We start from the raw sequence: 17,771 nt of genomic DNA on the forward strand, positions 1-17,771 counted from the left end.
CGCGGCGGCGCGCCCGCACTTCTCATCATCGCTGGCACGTGAGGGATTCCGATGACTTCTGTTCCCCGCCAACGGGCAGCCTTGGCGCTGGCCGCTCTAGCCATCTCGTCGGTGGCCGGATGCTCCGCCGCTTCCGCTCCCGCGAAGACACCACCGGCCGCGGACACTCTGATCCCGGTGAGCGCACCATCGGTGTCGGCGGTGCCGACACTCGACACCGTGCGCGGTCTTAACTTGCCGACCGAAGAGTACCGGCCGAGCGAGGCCCAGCGGAACGTCATCGCCGACGCTGTCCGCCTGAAGACCGCGGAATGTATGAGCCAATTCGGATTCGGGTGGGCCACCGGCACCGCCCACCTACCGGCGCCCAACCAGGTCGACCGGCTCTATGGCGTGTCGGACTTGCCGACGGCCCAACAACGCGGCTATCACCTGCCCGCAAACTCCCGCAAGGCAGGCGAGTCGCGGCCCGAAGCTGTTCTCTCGCAAGCAGAGCGGCTGGTGTTGGGCGGCGATCCATCCGGTACCTATCAGGGAAAGCCGATTCCGGTGGGTGGGTGCACGGCGCAGGCACGCCGTCTGACGCTGGGCGTGGACGACATCGATCCGACCCGCTTGGCGGACACCATCACGGTCGGCATGTGGGAGCGGTCGAAGGCCGATCCACGGGTGGTGGCGGTGGTCGCGGCGTGGTCGGAATGCATGAAACAGTTGGGCTACAAGTATTCCTCGCCGCTGGATGCTGGCGGCGATCATCCCGAGTGGCTTCGGGCGGCGGACCCGAGCGCCGCCGAGATCCGCACTGCCGTCGACGACGTGCGATGTAAGCAGCGCACCAATGTGATCGGCGTCTGGTTCACCGTCGAATCCGGCTACGAGAACGCGGCGATCCAGCTTCACCTCGACGAACTCACCCAGATCAAGCTGCAATGGGAACAGGCGGCGGCCAGGGCCGCACACATCGTTCCAGATTAGACAGTGTTCCGCAGGTGGGTGGTCATCGGCAGCTGGGTGGGCCGCAGCGTGGCCAGCGAGTTGATTTCCACACTTTTGCCGGGTACCGGGCACAGCCGCCAATGTCGGGCGATGACAGCCAACGTGATGGCGGCTTCGGTCCAGGCGAACGCCTCGCCGACGCACTGGTGCCGCCCCGCGCCGAAGGGCAGGAACGAGGGTTTCATCGCCTGGTTGGTTCGCTCGGGATCCCACCGGTCCGGGTCGAAGGTGGTGGGGTCGGGGAACACCGCGGGGTCGCGCTGTAAAGCGTAGATGGGAAGCAGCATCGATGTCCCGGCGGGCAATGCGGTGTCGCCCAGGCGGACCGGCACGGTGGTGGTGCGGGCCAGCACCCAGGCTTGCGGGTAGAGCCGCAGCGCCTCGCTGATCAGCCGGCGGACGAATTCCAGCTTGGGCACATCGGCGAGGGTGACGGGCCGGTCGCCCACCACCGAGTCGACCTCAGCGTGCAACCGTGCCTCCAGGTCGGCGCGTTCCCCGAGCACGTGCAGGATCCAGGACAAGGTGTTGGCGGTGGTGTCGGTGCCGGCGGCGAGCATGGTGATCACCTCGTCGCGGATCTGCAGGTCGGTGAGCTGTTCGCCGGTCTCGGCGTCGGTGGCGCGCAGCAGCATCGAGACCATGTCACCGTGGTCGGTGTTGGAGGCGCGATATTCCGCGATGATTCGGTCGACCACGTCGCGTAGCCGTTGCAGGGTCGTGTTGAATTCGCGGTTGCCGGCGGTGGGAAGCTTCTGGAGCAGACCGGTGGGGTCGAGTGCCCGGCGGCCCACACCGTCGAGCACCAGCGGCACCGACCGGACCACCTCGTCGACGGCCTCCACGCCAAACGCGTTGGAGAACAGGGTCTTACCCACCACCCGCAGTCCTACTTGCATGACCTCGTCGTCCGCGGCGATCTGCCCGCCTTCGCGCCATCGTGCGACCATCGCTTCGGCTTCCTCGCGCATGACGTCGGCGTACCCGGCGATGCGCTGCCGATGGAAGGCCGGCTGCACGAGACGCCGGTTGCGAAGGTGGAAGTCGCCGTCGGAACTGACCAAACCGTTGCCGAGAAGAACCTTTGTTCGCTCGGCCTGGATGCCGCGCACGAACGTCGTCGCATCGGTGAGCACCTGACGCACCAGCGCCGGCTTGTAGATGAGGTAAAGGTCTTGGGTACCAACACGAATCTTCACGACGTCACCGGCGTGCCGCATCGTGGAGATGAACGCCAGCGGATCCCGGGCGAAGCTCACCGCGTGGCCCAACAGCGGCAGGCGTCGCGGCATGCGGGCTTTGCGGACGACACCTGTGCGCATGCCGAGAGTCCAATCTGGAGGCTACAGCCGTGATCACGAAGCATGATCGCGGCCGCAGCCGCAGGTCAATAAGGTGATCGACTTCCTCGCAGCGATGGACGGCTCGCATCGCCCGGCGGATAAACGACGCGGCATGACCGGGTCGGCTCGCAAGATCGCACGAAGAGGGGTGGCGCGCCGGGATGTTACATGCGGGTCACCTCGGACCGCCGCGGACGGGTTTGCGCTCGGCAGTGCGGCGTTCGTTGTCACGGAAACGGGGCTCGTAGTGGCTAGGTCGCGCCTACTGCGCACGCCGGTAAGGCCGCTGGCCGGTGATGGGCCAAGGCTTGCCGTTGCGCGGTGGTGAGCCAGGACGGCTTGGCGTCGACCGTGTAACTGTCGGGCTGCGTTTGCCTGAGGACAGCGGGCTCGCACAGGTCGGGGTGCTGCTGCGCGGTGTGCAGGGCGTCGGCCACGCGGGCGGGCGGCCAGCTCAGGGCGGTGGCGAGCTGCAGTGTCGTGAGTGGAGTGTGCACGTGCAGGAGCGCGGCGAGCACGGTCAGCGTGTCGGTGAAACGTTCTACGTCGGGGCCGCCGGTCATGTCGTCGTTGAGGGTGGTGAAGAAACGGCTCATGTATTCCAGCCGGGCGCCGGCAGGTGTGGCGGCATCGAGGATCTGGGCTCCGCGGGTGGCCGTTTCGGCGAGGATCGCGTTTGTCCGGGCGCTTGTCAGCCAGGTACGCAGCCACATGTCATCGTCGATGAAATAGCGCTCGCGACGGCTGCTGGAGTCGGGCTCGCGCTGGAGCAGGTCGAGGTTTTCGAGGTACCCCACAGCTTTGGAAATGGATGCCGGGCTCACCTGTAGGCGTTGGACCAGCTCGGCGGCGGTCATGGCGCCGGAGTCCGTCGTCACCAGGCAGGCGAGCACGCGGGCGGCCATGCGCGGGACTCCCGTCTGCACCATGACCGTGGCGAACTGCTCGGCGAATTCGCCCACCACGGACGGGTCGCGGCCGTGGCCATCGGATGCGGCCGGCGTCGCGCGCGGTGCGCCGGGCTTGCCGCGACGGGCCCGCGCGCCGGTGGCTTGCTGGGCATGGTCGGCCCGGTAGCCGCTGTGCCCGCCGTTGCGGTCGACCTCGCGGCTGACGGTGGAGGTGGGACGGCCGAGCTGCCGGGCGATCTCGGCGTAGCCGAGCCCGGCGGCCAGACCAGAGGCGATGCGCTCGCGGTCCTGCGGGGTGAGCCTGCCTCCGGGCATCAATGCCCCCTCCAGCTGGTGGATTGCTTGCGATCAGTATGCATTCACCGTCACCACATTGCAACGATAGATCGCAACGGCCGTTGCATTAGGCGGCATAATCATTGCAATACAAGCGAATCAATGTTGACGCATTATGAAACGCAACGTAGCCTTCACGAATGTTTGAACATGAGGGCTACGTACTCGACGTCGAGGGCCTGCGTATGCGCTACGGGGCCAGCGATGTCCTGCATGACGTGACGTTTCAGGCTCGACGCGGTGAGGTGCTGGCCATTTTGGGGCCGAACGGGGCCGGCAAGACCACCACGATTGAGATCCTGGAGGGGTTCCGGACGCGATCGGCAGGAAAGGTGGAAGTGCTGGGCATCGATCCGGCGCACGGGCCGGACCATTGGCGCGCGCGGGTGGGGATAGTTCTGCAATCCTGGCGCGACCACGGCAAGTGGGGAGTGCGCGAGCTGTTGGCCCATCTCGCTTCCTACTACGCGGGTGAGACCCGGCCGTGGGATCCGGACGAGCTTCTCGCCGCGGTCGGGCTGACCGCGCACGCGACCAAGAAGATCAGGATGCTCTCGGGCGGGCAGCGGCGCAGACTCGATGTGGCTATTGGCATTGTCGGCCGCCCCGAGCTTCTTTTCCTCGATGAGCCGACCGCCGGGTTCGACCCGGAGGCCAGGCGCGACTTTCACGATCTCGTCCACACCCTGGCCGCCGAGGGCCGTACCACGATCCTGCTGACCACCCACGATCTGAGCGAGGCCGACAACCTGGCCAGTCGCATCGTTATTCTCAGCGGCGGAAGGGTGGTCGCCGACGGCACGGCCGAACAGCTGGCCGAGCGCATAGCCGGTCAGGACGAGGTGCGCTGGACCCTTGACGGAGAACGTTTTACCCAGCCGACGGCGCAGTCCACCCGGTTCGTTTTCGAGCTGTTCCAGCGACACGGCGAGTCGATCGCCGACCTCGAGGTGCGCCGGGCCTCTTTGGAGGACACCTATCTTTCCTTGGTACGGCAGGCCGAATCCGGCCGCATAGCAGAAGAGGTGGCCAGATGAGACCTCACACCGTGGCGCTGCGCGCGGGCTGGGCCCGCGGTGTCATCGAGCTGCGCCAGTCGCTCACCAACGCCGGGGACCTCTTCAATCACTTCTTCTGGCCGACCCTGATGCTTATAACGCTCTACTTCATGCGCGATGTCTCCTTTGGACAGACCGGATTCAAGCTCGGCACCCTTGTGCTGCCGAGCATTCTGGGCATGAACACGGCGATGGCGATGGTCAGCATGAGCCAGCTGCTCACCGCCGACCGTGAAGACGGAACGTTATTGCGAGCCAAGGCAACCCCGTACGGCATGCCGAGCTACCTGATCGGAAAGATCATCTCGGTGTCGGGAGGCCTGATCGTGGATCTCGCGATCTTCCTCATCCCGGCACTGTTTCTCGTGCCAGGCCTCGCGGCGGGCAACGTGAAGTCGTGGCTCACCCTGGCCTGGGTACTCGCGCTCGGGCTGGTCGCGACACTGCCCGTCGGCGCGGTGCTGGGCTCGGTCTTCACCAGCGCGCGCAGTCAGGGCCTGTTGACACTTCCCATCCTCGGGCTGATCGCGATCTCGGGAATCTTCTACCCGATAACGGTCCTGCCGCACTGGGTGCAGTGGATCGGCCAAGCCTTTCCGATCTACTGGCTGGGCCTGGGCATGCGCTCTGCATTGCTGCCGGAAAGCATGGTCAGCGTGGAGATCGGCGAGTCCTGGCGGCACCTGGAAACCGTTGGGGTGCTTGGGATCTGGGCCGTGCTCGGGTTGCTCTTAGCCCCTGCCCTGCTGCGCCGCATGGCGCGCAAGGAGTCGGGATCATCCGTGGCCCAACGCAGGCAGAAAGCTCTGCAGCGGATCGGCTAGCCTCAACTGATGTTCACACCCGAGCACCTGGTGAGACTGGGATCCGAGGTCGGCGATGCGTGGCGCAGCGGAGCGGAAAGCGATTGGACTGCGCGAGCCGGAAGCCTGGAGTGGAGCTGTGCCAGAACGGCTGACCACGCGGTCGACACCGTCTTCGCGCCAGCGATCTTTCTGGCGTCCCGGCGGCTGGAAAGCTACCCGGAATACGGGGTGAGCACCCTCGGCGACCAAGCCGCACCCCACCAGTACATCGAGGCTGTGGCGACAGCGGTGCGGGTGCTGGAGGCGGTCGTGCTGGCCGCGGAGCCCGAGGCCAGGGCCGTGATCTGGACCCGGCCACAGCTTGCCGTCCGCGGCCCGCAGGACTTCGCGGCCAGAGGTGCCTTGGAGCTGATCCTGCATACGCACGATGTGTGCACCGGGCTCGGCGTGGCGTTCGAGCCGTCCGCCGAGATCTGTGCGGCGTTGCGGGAGCATACGCACCAATGGCCGATGTGGACGGTCGCGCCGGGATGGCGGGCATTGACGATGGACGGCCCGCCCTGGCGCGACCTGCTACAGGCTTCAGGACGGGCATAGCCTCCGGCGGCGTCGCTGAATGCCGCCGCCGCGTGCCGCGCTGGCCGCGTGCCGCGCTGGCCGCGCGCCGCGATGTGCGGGCCTGGTTGGCCGCGCCGCGATGTGCGGGCCTGGTTGGCCGCGCCGCGATGTGCGGGCCTGGTTGGCCGCGCTGCGATGGGGCGGGCCTGGTTGGCCGCGCTGCGATGGGGCGGCCCGGTTGGCCGCGCTGCGATGGGCGGGCCCGGTTGGCCGCCTGGCGGGCAGGCGGCCAACCTGATCGGGGGTGTTAGTCGATGTCGGTCATGGGGCCGTAGCCGGTGCCCACGAGAATGCCGCTGCCGGTGAACGGAGCGCTGACATTGCCGGTGTGCGGGTAGAGCCTCAGATCGCCGGCGGCGGTGCGGACCAGCAGATCGGTTTTGCCGTCCAGGTTGAGGTCGCTGAGGTTGATGGCGGTCATCGACCCGAACCCGCTGTCGCCGATGACGATGCCGCTGCCGGTGTAGGGGGCGTTGACGTTCGTGGTGTGGGGGTAGAGCTTGAGCTGTCCGGTGGCGGCCACCCGCACGAGCAGGTCCACAAAGCCGTCCAGGGTGAGGTCGCCGACGTTGATGGAGTTCATGGTCTCGTACCCGGTGCCGATCAGGGTGCCGGTGCCGGTGAACGGTGCCGCCGGATTTCCGGTGTGGTAGTAGACACGCAGGTCACCGGTGCTGGCAACGCGGACGACGAGATCGGTGCGGCCGTCCCAGTTCACGTCGGCGAGGTTGATCGAGTCCATCTGGCTGAAGTCGGATCCCACGACGGTTCCATTGCCGGTGAAGGGGGCGCTGGGGATTCCGGTGTGGGCCCACAGCCGCAGTTCGCCGTTGGCGGCCACCCGGGTCAGCAGGTCCGCGCGTCCATCGAGGGTGAGATCGGCGAGGCTGAGCGAATCCATGCCGCCGTAACCGTTGCCCACGACATTGCCGCTGCCGGTGAACGGGGCGTTGACGTTGCCGGTGTGCGGATACACCCGCAGGTTGCCGGTCGAGGCTTCCCGGGTCAGCAGGTCCGGCAGCCCGTCGAGGGTGAGGTCGCGCAGCATGCCGGTGGGTGCGCCGCTGCCGCAGTTTCTGCTGGTCACATTGACTGCCGGCGAGATGGGTCCGCTGATGTAGAGCGGGCCTGTGTCGGGGTCGCCGTCTGAGCGGATGCCGGACGGGACCCCGTTGAAGTACGACTCGGTCTTGTTGCCGTCCGCGAGCTCCTCGAAATGCAGGTGGTTGGTCGTGGAGCTGTTCGCACCGGTGTGACCGACCCGGCCCAGCTGCTGGCCCTGCACCACGGTTTGGCCGGTGCTGACGATGGCTGGAGCGATCATGTGCAGGTAAATGGTCTGCCAGCCATTGCCGTGGTTGATGCGCACCATGTTCCCGCCGCCGGTGTCGTAGCCGGCGAAACCAACGGTGCCACCGTAGGAGGCCAGGATCGGCCGGTTCTCTGACACGCCGGAGGTGGCGGTCATGTCGATGTCGTAGTCGTCGTGACCGCGGTAGGTGGCCAGCGTCCAGGTTTCGCCGCAGGCGAAGGGGAGCTGGAACAGGGGCCGTGGCCCGGCCGCGTTGCCCGGTTGCGGCGCCGCGGCGATGGTGAGCGCGGCGAGGCTCACCGCGATGAGACGTGCCAATGGTTTCAGGGACACGATAAGCTCCTCGGTTTGTCGGGCTGGGACTTGCCCTTCACCCTCGTGCAGGCGGCTGCTCGTTTCCTATGCGGCAGCTCTGCGCGCAGCTCACAGGCGGTGCCGGCACCCGATTTCGAGGAGGGGGAGGATGCGGGGCGGCGCGATGCCCGGCGCGCCAATACGATCGGGCGATGGGCAGATTACTTGACCGCGTGGCGCTTATCTCCGACGTGCACGGCAACCTGACCGCGCTTGAGGCGGTCCTGGCCGACATCGATGCCCGTGGCATCACCCGGATTTTCAATCTGGGGGACTACGTGGGCAAAGGGCCGCGCGGACGTGAGGTCATCGACGTGTGCCAAGCGCGGTGCGAGGTCAACCTGCTCGGCAACTGGGACGACTTCCTGCCCGATCCCACCCGCACCTACGACAATGAGGCGCTGGCCTGGTGGCTGGCCCAGCTGTCGCCGGGTCAGGGGGAGTGGCTGCGCGCCTTGCCCTTCAGCTACGACTTCGTCATGAGCGGGCGGCGGGTCCGGCTCTATCACGCGTCGTCGGGCACCGTGCACAAGCGGGTGCGGTTCGACCACGACGAGGAGGAGTTCCTGTCCATGTTCCGCAACACGCCGCTGACCGGCGACGGGCCGGAGCCGAATGTGGTCGGTTACGGCGATACGCACGACCCGTACTACGAGGTCGATCGGGAGAGGCGCACGCTGTTCAACACCGGAAGCGTGGGCAACTGCATGGACGACCCGACCCCGATCTACGTGATCTTGGAGGGAGTCCTTGACTCGCTTGAGGAGTCGCCTTTCTCCATCCAGTTCGTGCGCGTCCCCTACGACGTGGAGGCGGAGCTGGCCTTCGCCCGGGCGGTGGGCATGCCCGCGTGGGACGAGTACGTGTCGGAGCTGCGGCACGGCATCTACCGGGGCGAGATGGGCCTGCCCGAGGGCCCGGGCTACCACCGGCGGCCACGGGTTCTCGCGCCGGCCTCCTGAGCCGGCGCTCAGCTCGCCTCGCGCAGCGCGGCTCGGGCCTGCATGAGCGCGAAGCCGAGCAGGTTCAGGCCGCGCCACTGGGCCGGGTCGAGCGCTCTGGCGTCGTCGGCGGCCAGGCCGATGCCCCAGATCTGGTCCACGGGGCTGGCTTCCACGAGCACTCTGTCTCCGGTACCCAGCAAAAAGTATTTAAGTCTTTGGTGTTGACCGAACTTGGCGACGCTTCCGGCGACCACGATCTGAAAGCGCTGCGCCTCCCAGGTGGCGTTGTCGAATCCCTTGACCTCACGGCCGAGGGTCTTCGCTTCGTTGGGATGCGACACGGCAAGGATCCGGTCGGCGGCCGCAAAGTCCTTGAAGAGAACCGCTTTGCTCCACATCATCCAGTGCTCTGCCGTCGCGAAGCTCTGCCCCTGCACTTCGAAAGGCGAGGGCCACCATTGGCTCAGGCACTCAGCGCCGATGCTGCCGTCGGATCGCGGCCGGTGGCCCCAGAACATGAGGTATTTGACCCTCGTGCCACCTTTGGTGACGCTGAGCAGGTCGGCGACGGAGCTTGCGAGCATGGCTGCCAGTGTGCCCGTTATGGAGTGCGCTGGCCACCACGTTATAGGTGGGTGCGCACGACGGCGGTGCGGCCGCCGAGCAGGCGCTGTAGCTCATGAAGGAAGTCGGGCGTCAGGTCCGGCCAGTTGTGAAACGTTATGGCGGGAGCGCCCACCGCGACGCTGAACTCGCCCTCCCAGTCGCCGATGGGTGCGTCCCACCCGCAGGTACAGGTGAAAACCGGCTCGGTGGACTCGTCGAGCCAGATCTGCACCCAGTCGTCGTAGAAGGTGGTGTAGTCCGTCGGTGCGCTGGCGCGGCACTGCCGGCACCGCGGCTCCTCGTCGTTGCCGGCGGGATGGTGCACCTCGCGGGTGGTGGTGATGTCCACGCCGCTGTTCGCAGTGGCCTGAACCGAGTCGGCCCATGGAACGTCGACCACCACGCTGCCGAACTCGGCGCCCACCATCCACGCGCTCGGCTGCCACAGCTCGTTGAAGCGATTGTTGAGCGCGATCACCTTCAACTCAAGCAACTTGGTGGTGATGGTCGCGGCGATGTGCTGGATTTGCCTGTCCGACAAGGCATCCAGTCGCACGACAGTGACACTGAACTCACTCATGATCGCGGACGATAGCCTACCCGGAGAACCGGCCGGTAGTCAGCGCGGGAGCAAGGTGGCCGGACGTCGTGGGAGCATGGCCTCATGGACCCATCGACGCAGGAAAACCGGGATATTCCGAAGTGGACTGTGTGGCGGCAGGACGACAACGGCAACCGTTACATCGTGGCTCATCACGCCGAGCAGGCGGTGGCGCTGACGCAAGCGGCCGAAATGGAGGCTCGGGGGCACAAACAGCTGTATTGGGTAGAACGTTATAACTAGTGCTTGATTGATCGGGGCATCGAGGAACATGATTGACGTTCCGGGGGGATCTCTTAAAGGAGGTGCTCATGGATCAGATCGATGTACGCACCCAACAGCTGGAAGGACCCTCTCGCCAGCTGGGCGTCAGCCGTCCCCCGCTGACCGTCGAGGACCTGCCCGAGCCCGAGGAAGTGTTCAAGGTTTCCCGGCTCGGTGCCCGTCAGCTGTTCATGTACGCGCTCGGCCCCAGCCTCATCGCGCTGGGTATCTCCATCGGCAGCGGCGAGTGGTTGCTCGGGCCGCAGGCGGTGGGCCAGTACGGTTTCGTCGGGGTGGGATGGATCATCCTGGTCTCGGCCGTGCTCCAGACGTTCTATAACGTCGAGATCTCAAGGTATGTCATGGCGACCGGGGAAGCGCCGGTCGTCGGCTGGGGGCGGGTGCCGCCCGGCTACCTGCTCTGGGCCCCGTTCGGGGTCTTCATCATCATTTTCGCGTTCATCGCGGGAGGCTGGGCCGCGTCCGCGGGGCAGGGCGTTTACGCCCTGGTGCACGGCTCGATCGCGCCCAGCGGAGCGGAGGAGCCGCGCCTGTGGGCGATCGCCCTGCTGGTGCTGGTGTTCCTGATGACCCTGTTCGCGAAGCGGATCAGCCGCTCACTCGAGCTGGCGAACTGGGTGATGGTCGGCGCCATTCTGATCGGGCTGCTCGCCATCGACCTGTTCATCGTCCCGTTCGATCTGTGGTGGGAAGGCATTCGGGGATTCTTCACCCCGGCCGCCCCGCCCGCGGGGATCACCGCCACCCAGCTTGGCGCGCTCGCCGGCTTCACCGCCCTGGCGTCCGGCCTCAACTGGTACGTGATGGGCCACTACCGCGACAAGGGTTACGGGATGGGCTACCGGACAGGGTTCATCTCGGGCCTGCGCGGCGAGTCCTCCGGGCTGCGCGACAGCGGTGTCACCTTCGGCGATGACGCGGCCAATGCCGGGCGCTGGCGCCGCTGGTACAGGCTGCTGCTGGCCGACCAGTGGGGCATCTTCTTCATCGGAGCGATGCTGGGCATGCTGCTGCCTACCATCCTGATGGCCCGCGCGGTCGAGCTTTCCGGCAAGAAGCCGACGACAGCGAATGTGCCCACGTTCGTCGCTTCCGCACTCGACGCCGAATACGGCCGTGGGTTGTTCTACGCCGCCTTGATTATCGGTGTGCTGATCCTGTTCAGCACGCAGCTGGGCATCTTCGAGGCTATGGTGCGGGTGACCACCGACGCCTCGCATGCCAACAGCCCGCGGCTGCGCCGCCTGCTCGACGGCGATCCGCGAAAGTTCTACTACCCGTTCATGCTGGTGCTGCTGGTCGCGATTTCGATCATTCTGCACCTGGCTCTGCCCGTGAACCTGGTGCAGTGGTCGGCGAACATGTCGAACCTCGGCGCGCTGATCTTCCCGTTCTTGTTGATCTACCTCAACCGGCAGCTGCCCAAGGTGGCTCGCCCGAGGCCGTGGCACACCGTGCTGCTTCTGGCCAATGTGCTCTTCTTCGGCTTCTTCTTCATCAACTTCATCTCCGACTTCTTCGGTGACCCGTTGGTGACCTTCTAGGCAACCGCGCAGCGGCGGCTCCGTCCTCGATGGCGGGGTCGCCGCTTTTGAGCGAATCGGCACCTATGCGTAAATATCCCCGCTATGGTCGGTCCAGAAAGTCCACGTGACCGTGCCGGGGGGCGCAATGAGTGCGATGGATGTTCCGGCCGACAAACCCGCCGCGGCTGTGCCCGCGGCGAAAACTAAAGCTCCGGCGATCAGCTACATCTCATGGACCACGCTGGCGCTGATGACCACGGCCTCGGTGGCGAGCCTGCGGCCGGCCCCATCGATGGCTATCTACGGTTTGGCAGCCATCTTCCTCTATCTGCTACCGGCGATCGTGTTCCTCGTGCCCACGTCGCTGGTTTCGGCCGAGCTCGCGTCGGGCTGGAACGGCGGCGTCTACAAGTGGGTCAGCGAAGGCATTTCCGCGCCGATGGGCTTCCTCGCCGTGTGGTGCCAGTTCGCCATGACGATTTTCTACTATCCAAGCCTTCTCGGGTACGTGGCGTCGACCCTCGCCTACGTGTTCAACCCGGCGCTGGCCTCCAGTGGTCTGTGGACCGCGGCCGTCATCATGGTCTGCTTCTGGGCCGGCGTCTACATCTCTTCGCAGGGAACCAAATCGGTGGCGGGCCTGTCCAGCATGGGCCTGATCATCGGCACCCTGGTCCCCGGCGCGCTGCTGGTCATTCTCGGAATGGTCTTCCTCGGCGAGGGCAACCCGTCGGCCGCGCCGATGACCACCTCGAACCTGCTGCCCGTGTGGGCCGGTATTTCGAGCCTGGTGCTCATCGTGAACAACTTCCTGTCCTACTCCGGCATGGAGATGAACGCGGTGCACGTGTCGTCGCTGCGCAAGCCGCCCAAGGAGTTCCCGAAGGCGATGTTCCTCGCGATGGGGCTGGTGCTGCTCATCTTCATCCTGCCCGCGCTGGCGATCGCCTGGGTGGTGCCGGCCGACCAGATCGGCCTCACCTCCGGCGTGATGCAGGCTTTCGATGCGGTGTTCAGCGAGTTCAGCCTGAACTGGATGACCCCCATCATCGGCATCATGCTCGTGGTCGCCTCGCTGGCCGGCATGCTGACCTGGCTGGCAGGCCCGTCCAAGGGTTTGCTGCTCGTCTCGCGCCAGTACGGCTACCTGCCACCGTTCCTGCAGAAGCTGAACAAACACGGCGTCCAGCAGAACATCCTGGTCGCGCAGGGCGCGGTGACGACCGTCATCGCCCTGCTCTACGCCTTCATCCCGGACGTCTCCAGTGCCTACTGGATCCTGTCGGTCATCACCACCCAGGTGTATCTGGTGGTCTACCTGCTGATGTTCATCGCTGCGGTGAAGCTGCGGCGTAATCAGCCCAACCATCCGCGCGGATTCAAGACGCCGGCCCTGCTACTGGTCTGCGTGGTCGGCTGGCTTGCCTCGCTCGCTGCGATGATCATCGGCTTCGTGCCCTCATCGCAGTTCGGCGGCAGCAGCACGCTGACCTATGTGCTGATCGTCGGCAGCGGACTGGTCATCGTCGGGCTGCTGATTCCGTTCCTGTTCTACAGGTTCCGCAAACCGAGCTGGAAGACCGCAGACCCGGCCACCACCGCAGCTATCGATTGAGGGGGGCGAACGATGGTTGAAACGACGAAGTCCGAACCGGTGGAGTTCAAGGATCCGCACCGCCGCCGCAGATTGACCTACTGGATTGTTGGTGGCGTCATCCTGGTCCTGCTCGTCGCCGCGCTGGTGGCGCGGCGGCACAACAGGGCCACCGCGAGCGCGCAGGCCAAAGCGGCCCAGTTGCAGCAGGCGCTGACCAAGGCGGGGCTGCCCGCGCCCAGCATCGATCAGATCGCCAACGTCCTGGGCGAGGACGGTGAGGTGGTTTGCCAAGACCCAGAAGGCGCGATCGGCCGGGCTGTCCACTATGGAGTGTCCACCAACGGCGCGGGCGGTCCGGGAATGCGGACGGTCTACACGCCGCGTCAGGTGGTGACCGGCGCGGGGCTGGTGCTGGCCATCTATTGCCCGGACAAGCTGCCCGAGTTCCTCGAGAACGTCGCGGACCTGAAGATCGCCGATACCATCCGGGAGCAGACGCCGTGACCAGCCTCGCCGATCGGGTGTCAGCGTTGATGCCACAGGTGAAGACCGACCTTGCCGAGCTTGTCGCGATGGCATCCGTGGCCGATGAGCGGCAGTATCCGCCGCAGGAGTGCGCCAACGCGGCGCAATGGGTTCTGGACCGGTTCGCCGATGTCGGGTTCGAAAACCTGCGCCTGGAGCCGACCGCCGACGGCAGCAAGGCGGTCTACGGCGAGCGGCCCGGACCGCCCGGGGCCCCCACCGTTCTGCTCTACGCGCACTATGATGTGCAGCCGCCGCTGGACGAGAAGGCATGGCGCACACCACCTTTCACCATGACCGAGGTCGACGGGCGCTGGTACGGCAGGGGAACGGCGGACTGCAAAGGCAACATCCTCATGCACCTGACCGCGTTGCGGGCGCTGCAGGGTGACGTGCCGGTCTCGCTGAAGCTCATCGTCGAGGGTTCCGAGGAGCAGGGCACCGGGGGCCTGGAAGACTTCGTGCCCAAACACATCGAGCAGCTGCGCGCCGACGCGATCCTGGTGTGCGACACCGGCAACGCGGCCGTCGGCGTGCCCGCGGTGACGGCGAGCCTGCGCGGCCTGGCCAATGTCATAGTGACCGTGGACGCGCTTTCCTCGGAGATGCATTCCGGCATGTTCGGTGGTGCGGCGCCCGATGCCCTGGCCGCGCTGATCCACATGCTCGCGACCCTGCGCGACAAGGAAGGCAACACCACGGTCAAGGGGCTGGACAATACCCAGACCTGGGACGGCGTCGCCTACGATCCGGCCATCTTCCGCAAGGACGCCAATGTGCTTGACGGCGTGGACCTTTTGGGCGGCGGCAGTGTGTCGGACATGCTGTGGGCACGGCCGGCCGTGACCGTACTGGGAATCGACTGCCCGCCCGTGGTCGGCTCCGCCGCGGCCATCCAGCCTCGCGCCAGCGCTCGGATCAACCTGCGGGTCCCGCCGGGAATGGATCCGATCAAGGCGCAGGACGCGCTGATCGCCCACCTCGAAGCGGCCGCGCCGTGGAACGTCAAGGTTTCGATCGAAAGGGAGGCCTCCGGCTCGCCCTTCCGCGCCAAGACCGGCGGGCCCGCCTATCAGGCGCTCGACCAGGCGATGGCCGACGCCTACGGCAAGGGCTACACCACGCTCGGGCAGGGTGGCTCCATCCCGCTGTGCAACGTTTTCGCCGATGCGTATCCCGACGCCGAGATCATCCTGATGGGGGTCGAGGAACCGCTGACCCTGATGCACGCGCCGAACGAGAGCGTGGCGCCCAGCGAAATCGAGCACATGGCGCTGGTGGAAGCGTTGTTCCTGCAGAACTACGCCAAGGTCGGGCCGCGCTGATGCCGGCCGCGTTCACGGCGCAGGACTACGCCGCCAGGATGAAACGCGCGGCCGACGACGCGGCGCAGTCGGGCCTGGCCGGCGTTCTGGTGACACCTGGCCCGGATCTGGTGTGGCTCACCGGGTACCAGCCGACCGCCATCACCGAGCGCATGACCGTGCTGGTGCTCGCGGCCGGCCACGCGCCCAAGCTCATGGTGCCCAAGCTGGAGCGGCCCGACGCTCAGGCGGCCGTGGGTGCGCCCGCGCTGGAATTCGCCGAATGGACCGACGGCAGCGATCCCTACGACGCGACCGCGCCGCTGCTGGATCCCAACGGCCACTACGGTATCGCCGACTCGGCCTGGGCTCTGCATCTGCTCGGTCTACTCAGAGCCCTTCCCCGGCTTCAGTTTTCGGCGCTGACCGACGCCATGCCGATGCTGCGCGCGGTCAAGGACGACCATGAGCTCGACCGGCTCGCCGCCGCCGGAGCCGCGGCGGATGCCACGTATGAGCAGATCCTGTCGGTCAGGTTCGCCGGGCGCAAGGAGACCGAAGTCGCCGCCGACCTGGCTCGCCTGCTTCAGGAACATGGCCACGAACAGGTGGACTTCACCGTCGTCGGGTCGGGGCCCAACGGCGCCAACCCGCATCATGAGGCGGGGGAGCGGACCATCGAGACCGGTGACACCGTGGTGCTGGACTTCGGCGGGCTCAAAGACGGCTATGGCTCGGACACCACCCGCACTGTCCACGTTGGACAGGATCCGTCCGATGAGGTGCGCCGGGTGCACGATGTGGTACGCGAGGCGCAGCAAACTGCGTTCGAGGCCGTCCGTCCCGGGGTGACCTGCCAGGAGATCGATCGGGTGGCGCGCCGGGTCATCACCGACGCGGGTTACGGCGAATACTTCATCCACCGCACCGGACACGGCATCGGGGTCACCACCCACGAGCCGCCCTACCTGGTGGAGGGCGAAACCCAAACACTCGTCCCCGGAATGTGTTTCTCCATCGAGCCCGGGGTCTACCTGCCGGGCCGGTTCGGGGTGCGCATCGAGGACATCGTGACCGTCACCGCGACCCAGGCAAAGCGTCTCAACAACACCGACCATCGAATGAAGCTTGTCACCTAGGGGCGGAGGAATCTGATGTCCGGTCGATCCGCCACCGGTGTGCTGCTTGCGACGTCCATCTCGGCGCTTGTGGTCAACGCCAACACCTCAGCGGTGACCATCCTGCTCCCGGCGATCAGCGCGGACACCGGCACCCCGGTCTCCACGCTGCAATGGGCGGTCACCGGCTACAGCCTGGTCGGCGCGGCCGTGATCGTCACCGCAGGCGCGCTCGGCGACATTTTCGGGCGGCGCAAGGTTTTCCTCGCCGGCCTTCTTCTGTTCATTGTTTCCTGTGTACTGATTGCGCTTGCCCAAAGCGGAGAAGGGGTGATCGCGGGCCGCTGCATCCAGGGCGCGGCGGGGTCGACCATCCTCGCCTGCGGCATGAGCCTGATCTCGGTGGCCAACGAGGGCAAGGCGCGGCTGCGCGCGGTGTCGCTGTGGGGGGCGGCCTCGGCGGTCGGCGCCGCGGCTGGGCCGCTGGTCGGCGGCGTCCTGGTGGACACCACCGGATGGCAGGGCCTGTTCTGGATCGACGCGGCCATCGCGGCGGCGTGTGTTCCGCTGACGCTCATCACCGTCGGCGAGTCCAAGGACCCCCACCGCTCCAAGTCGATCGACTACGCGGGAACGATTCTGGTGGCGGTGGTTCTCGCCCCGATCATTTTCGGTCTCACCGAGGGCTCGACCTGGGGCTGGCTGTCGGTCAAGACCATAGGCTGCTTCCTGATCTCCATCGCGGCGGCCGTCGGATTCGTCTTCGTCGAGCGCCGGGTCAAGGCCCCGCTGATCGACCTGGCGCTGTTGCGCAACACCGTCCTGGTCGGCGCGACGCTGTCGATCCTGGTCGGCTCGGGCGCCATCAACGGCATCATGTACGCGGTCAGCCTCTACTTCCAGAACCCGGCCACCCTGAACATGAGCGCGATGGATGCGGGCCTGGCCACCCTGCCGGTGACCGCCGCGGCCGTCATCCTCGCCCCGCTGATCACCCCCATCGTCGGCAAGGTGGGCCTGCGCAAGACGGTGGCGGCCGGGTTCGTCATCATGGCGGTGGCCTTCGCCGCGCTCGGGTTCGCCAAGTCGTCGTGGGCGTACGGCGTGTTCGTGCTCCCGCTGGTGGGCATCGCTGTCGGGATGAGCCTGCAGAACGGGCCGGCTTCGTCGGTCTCGACCACCTGCGTCCCGGCCGACCAGGTGGGCGCCGCGTCGGGCATCTCCAACATGGCCCGCTATGTGGGCGCGGCGGTGATGACCGCGCTCGTCGCGGCCGTGTACACCGCGGTCAGCACCAACCGGCTGGACGCCGGCGAGCCGATGGGCGACGCCCTGGCCGCGGGTCTGTCCCGGGCCTCCATCGCGCTGGCGATCATCTCGGCCCTCAGCATCGGCCTGGCCCGGCTCGTCGCGGGCAAGCCCCCCAAGCCCGAAACCCTGCACTTCGCAGCGGCCGCCGCCAGCACCAGCCACACCCTGCCCGTGGCAGGCCCGGCGTCTGCGGGAAAGCGTTGAGCCCGCCGGGCTGCCG

17 protein-coding genes are annotated in these 17,771 nt (G+C 66.7%); 12 read left to right on the forward strand and 5 right to left on the reverse strand.

The annotated features are described in order from the left end of the window. The first annotated feature begins 51 nt into the window (after positions 1-51). A complete protein-coding gene (locus Rhe02_RS27885; RefSeq protein ID WP_203911345.1) occupies positions 52-975 on the forward strand; it encodes a hypothetical protein in 924 nt (307 codons plus the stop codon). On the opposite strand, the gene Rhe02_RS27890 is transcribed toward Rhe02_RS27885, so the two are convergent. Both Rhe02_RS27890 and Rhe02_RS27895 read right to left on the reverse strand, forming a co-directional pair. Then, entirely contained in the window at positions 972-2,318 is a 1,347-nt protein-coding gene (locus Rhe02_RS27890; protein ID WP_203911346.1) for a cytochrome P450, read from the reverse strand. The two genes, Rhe02_RS27885 and Rhe02_RS27890, sit on opposite strands and share 4 nt — an antisense overlap. A gap of 272 nt (positions 2,319-2,590) precedes the next feature. After that, a complete protein-coding gene (locus tag Rhe02_RS27895; RefSeq protein WP_203911347.1) occupies positions 2,591-3,565 on the reverse strand; it encodes a helix-turn-helix domain-containing protein in 975 nt (324 codons plus the stop codon). A 161-nt stretch (positions 3,566-3,726) separates the two neighbouring features. Between Rhe02_RS27895 and Rhe02_RS27900 the strand changes: the two genes are divergently transcribed. Genes Rhe02_RS27900 through Rhe02_RS27910 form a run of 3 tightly spaced genes read left to right on the forward strand, consistent with a single transcriptional unit; the run spans position 3,727 to position 6,047 of the window. Then, the gene (locus Rhe02_RS27900; RefSeq protein ID WP_239124081.1) at positions 3,727-4,623 is read left to right on the forward strand and encodes an ABC transporter ATP-binding protein; all 897 of its coding nucleotides are present in this window, start codon (positions 3,727-3,729) and stop codon (positions 4,621-4,623) included. After that, positions 4,620-5,468, forward strand: coding sequence for an ABC transporter permease (locus tag Rhe02_RS27905; protein ID WP_203911348.1), 849 nt, complete (start codon positions 4,620-4,622; stop codon positions 5,466-5,468). The genes Rhe02_RS27900 and Rhe02_RS27905 overlap by 4 nt, the downstream gene beginning before the upstream one ends. A gap of 9 nt (positions 5,469-5,477) precedes the next feature. Next, the gene (locus Rhe02_RS27910) at positions 5,478-6,047 is read left to right on the forward strand and encodes a hypothetical protein (RefSeq protein ID WP_203911349.1); all 570 of its coding nucleotides are present in this window, start codon (positions 5,478-5,480) and stop codon (positions 6,045-6,047) included. 268 nt (positions 6,048-6,315) lie between these two features. On the opposite strand, the gene Rhe02_RS50055 is transcribed toward Rhe02_RS27910, so the two are convergent. After that, positions 6,316-7,713: a peptidoglycan DD-metalloendopeptidase family protein gene (locus tag Rhe02_RS50055; RefSeq protein WP_239124082.1), complete on the reverse strand. Its 1,398-nt coding sequence runs from the start codon at positions 7,711-7,713 to the stop codon at positions 6,316-6,318. 173 nt (positions 7,714-7,886) lie between these two features. Here Rhe02_RS50055 and Rhe02_RS27920 point away from each other — a divergent pair, with 173 nt between their 5' ends. After that, positions 7,887-8,696, forward strand: coding sequence for a metallophosphoesterase family protein (locus Rhe02_RS27920; RefSeq protein WP_203911350.1), 810 nt, complete (start codon positions 7,887-7,889; stop codon positions 8,694-8,696). 8 nt (positions 8,697-8,704) lie between these two features. On the opposite strand, the gene ybiA is transcribed toward Rhe02_RS27920, so the two are convergent. Both ybiA and Rhe02_RS27930 read right to left on the reverse strand, forming a co-directional pair. Beyond that, positions 8,705-9,262 carry a riboflavin biosynthesis intermediates N-glycosidase gene (gene ybiA / locus Rhe02_RS27925; RefSeq protein WP_203911351.1) on the reverse strand — a complete coding sequence of 186 codons (558 nt, stop codon included), beginning with the start codon at positions 9,260-9,262 and terminating at the stop codon, positions 8,705-8,707. A 41-nt stretch (positions 9,263-9,303) separates the two neighbouring features. After that, on the reverse strand, positions 9,304-9,864 hold the full coding sequence (locus tag Rhe02_RS27930) for a hypothetical protein (protein ID WP_203911352.1): 561 nt from the start codon (positions 9,862-9,864) through the stop codon (positions 9,304-9,306). A gap of 84 nt (positions 9,865-9,948) precedes the next feature. Between Rhe02_RS27930 and Rhe02_RS27935 the strand changes: the two genes are divergently transcribed. From Rhe02_RS27935 to Rhe02_RS27965, 7 genes are all read left to right on the forward strand, one after another. Then, the gene (locus tag Rhe02_RS27935; RefSeq protein ID WP_203911364.1) at positions 9,949-10,128 is read left to right on the forward strand and encodes a hypothetical protein; all 180 of its coding nucleotides are present in this window, start codon (positions 9,949-9,951) and stop codon (positions 10,126-10,128) included. Between the two features lie 68 nt (positions 10,129-10,196). After that, complete coding sequence (locus tag Rhe02_RS27940; protein WP_203911353.1) at positions 10,197-11,714, forward strand: Nramp family divalent metal transporter; 1,518 nt, start codon at positions 10,197-10,199, stop codon at positions 11,712-11,714. A gap of 127 nt (positions 11,715-11,841) precedes the next feature. Further along, the gene (gene gadC / locus Rhe02_RS27945; RefSeq protein ID WP_239124083.1) at positions 11,842-13,311 is read left to right on the forward strand and encodes a glutamate/gamma-aminobutyrate antiporter GadC; all 1,470 of its coding nucleotides are present in this window, start codon (positions 11,842-11,844) and stop codon (positions 13,309-13,311) included. A 12-nt stretch (positions 13,312-13,323) separates the two neighbouring features. Continuing rightward, on the forward strand, positions 13,324-13,797 hold the full coding sequence (locus Rhe02_RS27950; protein WP_203911354.1) for a hypothetical protein: 474 nt from the start codon (positions 13,324-13,326) through the stop codon (positions 13,795-13,797). Further along, on the forward strand, positions 13,794-15,143 hold the full coding sequence (locus Rhe02_RS27955) for a dipeptidase (RefSeq protein WP_239124084.1): 1,350 nt from the start codon (positions 13,794-13,796) through the stop codon (positions 15,141-15,143). The genes Rhe02_RS27950 and Rhe02_RS27955 overlap by 4 nt, the downstream gene beginning before the upstream one ends. Next, complete coding sequence (locus Rhe02_RS27960) at positions 15,143-16,261, forward strand: aminopeptidase P family protein (protein ID WP_203911355.1); 1,119 nt, start codon at positions 15,143-15,145, stop codon at positions 16,259-16,261. The genes Rhe02_RS27955 and Rhe02_RS27960 overlap by 1 nt, the downstream gene beginning before the upstream one ends. 15 nt (positions 16,262-16,276) lie before the next feature. Further along, entirely contained in the window at positions 16,277-17,755 is a 1,479-nt protein-coding gene (locus tag Rhe02_RS27965) for an MFS transporter (protein ID WP_203911356.1), read from the forward strand. The last annotated feature ends 16 nt before the right edge of the window (positions 17,756-17,771 follow it).

This window comes from Rhizocola hellebori (assembly GCF_016862955.1).
Lineage (GTDB): Bacteria > Actinomycetota > Actinomycetes > Mycobacteriales > Micromonosporaceae > Rhizocola > Rhizocola hellebori.